Consider the following 4,086-nt stretch of genomic DNA (forward strand, 5'->3'; position numbering starts at 1 on the left):
TACAATTAATAGTTAATTTGGTGAATTATAACATATATTATCTTTAAATAATACCTATTCAAAAAAATAATGGATTATTTGTGACATAATTGTTAAATGTAGGGATTTAAAAAGGCTTTCTATATAAAAAAATAGAAAGGTGATGGTGTACGGATAAAATATAAGGGGGATTTATATTATGTTTTCAAAAAAACAAAAATTAGTAACAGTGGTTACCACTCTGACGCTAGGATGTGGATTAGCTTTCGGATTAACTCCTACTTCGGCAGATTCTATAAGTAATCCTACTCCTATTAAGGAAGAACAAGTAAGAATACAAATACCTTTCACTGGATATGTTATTTCAGCAGATGATAATTATTTGGTTGTAGCTGACACTAATACAAAAGAGGAGGCACTTTCTTATCAAAATAATTGGTGGGAATTAGCTTCTCAGAATAAAATTTTACGTGTTCCTATTACTAGCAAAGATAACTATAGCGTAGGTGAAAAACTAAATATATTTTCCGTAGGATGGACTCACTCTATTCCACCAATCGCTGTTATGCCTGTTATCGAAAAAATAATTGAATAAATTGTATATTTTTTACAAAAGAAGATAGCCCTTACAAATGGCTATCTTCTTTTAAACTCATTTATTCTAAATTGGACTAAAGAAGTTTTGTTTGTAACTATCTTTATAAATTTATGCTATAACAACGCTTGTGCACTTTTGTATTTACTGAACTATGGCTTGTTCTTCCTTCTTCATAGCTCTAATGGATTGAGCTACTTTAACCATCATAGAACATTCTATCCTCTTGCGGAAGATTTTACAGCTGAACTCATGTGTTCCCTTAAGGGAACCCGTTGCATGTATTGTATTAGCTGGGCAACCGCCGCTACAGTAAAGCTGTGCCCAACATTCCTGACATTCCGTTTTTGAATAGCAATTACTCTTCTTAAATTGAGACTGTATCTCTGTTTTTGTAATGCCATCCCAGATATTCCCCATACTATATTCTTCTTCCCCAACAAACTGATGACAAGGAAATATCTCCCCCCATGGGGTAATAGCAAGGTATTCAGTCCCAGAACCACAACCAGAAATTCTTTTTTGAACGCATGGACCTTCTGAAAGGTCAAGCATGTAATGATAGAAAGTAAAACCGCTTCCTTTTTCCTCACGGTTTAGCATTTCCTTCGAGAGAATTTCATATTGATTGTAAATTTCCAAAAGATCTTCTTCACCGAGCGCATATGGTTCTCTTGGATTACAGATAACGGGTTCCATTGATATCTTATTAAAACCTAGATCAGCGATGTGATAAATATCATTGGTAAAATCGACATTATTATGGGTATAGGTTCCACGTACATAATATTCTTTATCTCCACGCTTCTCAACAAATTCCTGAAACTTTGGAACAATATGATTGTAGCTACCCTTCCCATTGACAGTTTTACGTAGATAATCATGAACTTTTTTTCTTCCATCAAGGCTTAATACAACATTGTGCATTTCCTGATTCAAGAAGTCAGTAATTTCATCATTAAGCAGCATACCATTTGTAGTAAAGGTAAAACGAAAAGTTTTTTTGTACTCTTTTTCTTTATTTCTTGCATAGGCGACAATCTGTTTGACAGTCTTCCACGCCATGAGTGGCTCCCCACCAAAAAAATCAACATCGAGATTTTGATGATTACCTGAGTTTTCTAATAGAAAATCGATGGCTCTTTTTCCAACTTCATAACTCATGATGGCCCTATTTCCATTGTATTTTCCTTGGCTAGCAAAGCAGTATTCACACGACAGATTACATGTATGCGCAACATTAAGGCAAAGAGCCTTCACATAAGTGGGACGATTTATCAAATCAATTGAAAGGTCCTTATAATCATCATCGGTAAAAAGCTTCCCATCTCTTTTTAGTTCTTCAATATCTGCAATTGTTTCTCGAATTTCCTTCTCGGAAACGTGGAAATCATATTTATACTTTTCCTGCATCATTGACAGGATTTCTACCATAGGAGTATTCTCATATAGCATAATTATTTCATAAGCAAGATCGTCAACGACATGTACCGAACCGCTATAAGTATCTAATACGATATTGTATCCATTTAATTTATATTGATGAATCATACTGGATAATCAAACTCCTTTTTCATAAAGATTGCCGCCCATATAAAATATAACTGAGTACAATACTACTTGTTTCCTATCTATTTATTGTATTTTCACACTTTTGATTTGCAACTCCACATGAGGTTTTACAAGCAGACTGACAAGATGTCTGACATGCACCACACCCACCATGTTTTATAGTATCTTGCAGTTTACAAGTGCTCAGTGTTATAATTCTTTTCATTGTTTATAACCTCCTTTTGAAATAATTTTGAAGAACTAAGGTATATATTTGTGAAAAAAATCACAATCATATACCTTAGTTCTTCATATTGTAATTATTTATACATTCATAAATACGGTACGTGAAATTACAACATTTATCTTATAATAAATATGGGCGTTTATAACTTTGTGCTACAACTATAAAAAGTCAATCCCATTGGAATTGACCTTTTATAAACCGTGGCAACAGAAGGATGTCATAAAACTAGGATTTGATATTGTAGCATTTCACTTGTGAAAAGTATAACATGATTAACTAAGAATAGATGTGTCAATCCTTGGAACATTAGCTATAACTTGATTTTTTGAGTATATATAATAGTTAGTGGGCTATAGAATTCATCCTATATCACTATTAATAATTAGCATTTTTTAATAGTGATATAGGATGTCTAAAAAAATTCTATTTTTTTAGACATCCTTTTTATCTATTTTATTAATAATCCTGTAGGAGTAACTTGATATGTTTTTTTCTTGCCTACAAATTCCTGTTTACTATTCTCAAGATTAGTAAGTGTGGCACGGGTCTTTTCCTTCTGTGCTTCTCCCTCTATATGAGTAAACTCGATATAATCCCCTACCTTAACTGGAACGGTTTGGCTTTCAGCATTTTGTTGTCTATTTCCTACAATTTCTTTATTGTACAATATATTGCCCGATGAGTTTTGAACTTTAATGCTTGCATACGTACTAGTAAAATAGGAATGGGGGATACCCGCTTCTAATTTAATCTGCATTTTTTCTGTTGCTTTGTTATACTCTACTTTTGCGATTTCTCGATCATTATATCCCTTTAAAGACCAGTTAAATTGATTTCCATCTAAAACTGTTGTTTCTGGCATTTTTTCTACTTTCTTCAGGCCTTCTTTTGTAACTTGATATCTTGCTGTCTTTCCAATGGTTTCATTTTTGTTATTTTCAAGGTTAATTAAAGTCGCTCTCGTCTTTTCCTTTGTTGCTTCCCCTTCTATATGAGTAAGTTCAATGTAATCACCTATTTTAACGGGCACAGTTTGGCTTTCAGCATTTTGTTGTTTATTTCCCACGATTTCCTTATTGTACAGAACGTTGCCAGAAGCATTCTGGACCTTAATACTCGCATACGTACTAGTAAAGTAGGAATGGGGTACACCTGCTTCTAGTTTTACCTTCATCTCTTCTACTGTTTTATCATAATTTACTTTTGCAATTTCTCTATCACTATATCCTTTTAATGACCATGCAAATTGATTTCCATCTAAAACTGTTGTTTCTGGCATTTTTTCTACTTTCTTTAGACCTTCTTTTGTAACTTCGTATATGGCTTTTTTTCCAAAGCTCTCTTGTTTACTATTATCTACATTTGTGAGAGTAGCTCTATGCACACCTTCTAGATGTGTTAACTCTATATAGTCTCCTACCTTGACCGAAACTTTTTGCGATTCAGCATTTTGTTGTTTGTTTCCATAAATCTCTTTATTATAGACCACTTTACCTGATGTGTTTTGCACTTTAATACTTGCATATGTACTATCAAAGTAGTTATGTGGTACACCTGCTTTTAAATCAATTTGCATTTCTTCTGTTGATTTATTTAAATTTACTTTTGCGAATTCAAAATCTCCAATCCCTTTCAGCGACCATGCAAACTGGTTTCCTTCTAAAATATTATTTACATTAGGTATATCTGGTTTAATTGGATTAGAATCCGTCCC

At 33.1% G+C, this 4,086-nt stretch carries 4 protein-coding genes; 1 reads left to right on the forward strand and 3 read right to left on the reverse strand.

The features are described 5' to 3' along the window. Positions 1-178: 178 nt before the first annotated feature. Positions 179-574: a DUF3221 domain-containing protein gene (locus tag ACQGS6_RS23830; protein WP_000491772.1), complete on the forward strand. Its 396-nt coding sequence runs from the start codon at positions 179-181 to the stop codon at positions 572-574. A gap of 144 nt (positions 575-718) precedes the next feature. On the opposite strand, the gene scfB is transcribed toward ACQGS6_RS23830, so the two are convergent. The 3 genes from scfB to ACQGS6_RS23845 all read right to left on the reverse strand — a co-directional run. Then, positions 719-2,125 carry a thioether cross-link-forming SCIFF peptide maturase gene (gene scfB, locus ACQGS6_RS23835; RefSeq protein ID WP_000581826.1) on the reverse strand — a complete coding sequence of 469 codons (1,407 nt, stop codon included), beginning with the start codon at positions 2,123-2,125 and terminating at the stop codon, positions 719-721. Between the two features lie 76 nt (positions 2,126-2,201). Next, positions 2,202-2,351 (reverse strand): six-cysteine ranthipeptide SCIFF, encoded by a 150-nt coding sequence (gene scfA, locus ACQGS6_RS23840; RefSeq protein WP_000821352.1) that lies wholly within the window; start codon positions 2,349-2,351, stop codon positions 2,202-2,204. 469 nt (positions 2,352-2,820) lie between these two features. Next, on the reverse strand, positions 2,821-4,086 hold a 1,266-nt coding region (locus tag ACQGS6_RS23845), incomplete at its 5' end, for a putative mucin/carbohydrate-binding domain-containing protein (RefSeq protein ID WP_426965706.1).

The organism is Bacillus sp. GMs2/2 (genome assembly GCF_050172095.1).
Taxonomy (GTDB): Bacteria; Bacillota; Bacilli; order Bacillales; family Bacillaceae_G; genus Bacillus_A; species Bacillus_A cereus.

Coding starts and splice junctions, on each gene's coding strand:
- scfA (WP_000821352.1), bottom strand. CDS start 2,351: ATGAAAAGAATTATAACACTGAGCACTTGTAAACTGCAAGATACTATA.
- ACQGS6_RS23830 (WP_000491772.1), top strand. CDS start 179: ATGTTTTCAAAAAAACAAAAATTAGTAACAGTGGTTACCACTCTGACG.
- scfB (WP_000581826.1), bottom strand. CDS start 2,125: ATGATTCATCAATATAAATTAAATGGATACAATATCGTATTAGATACT.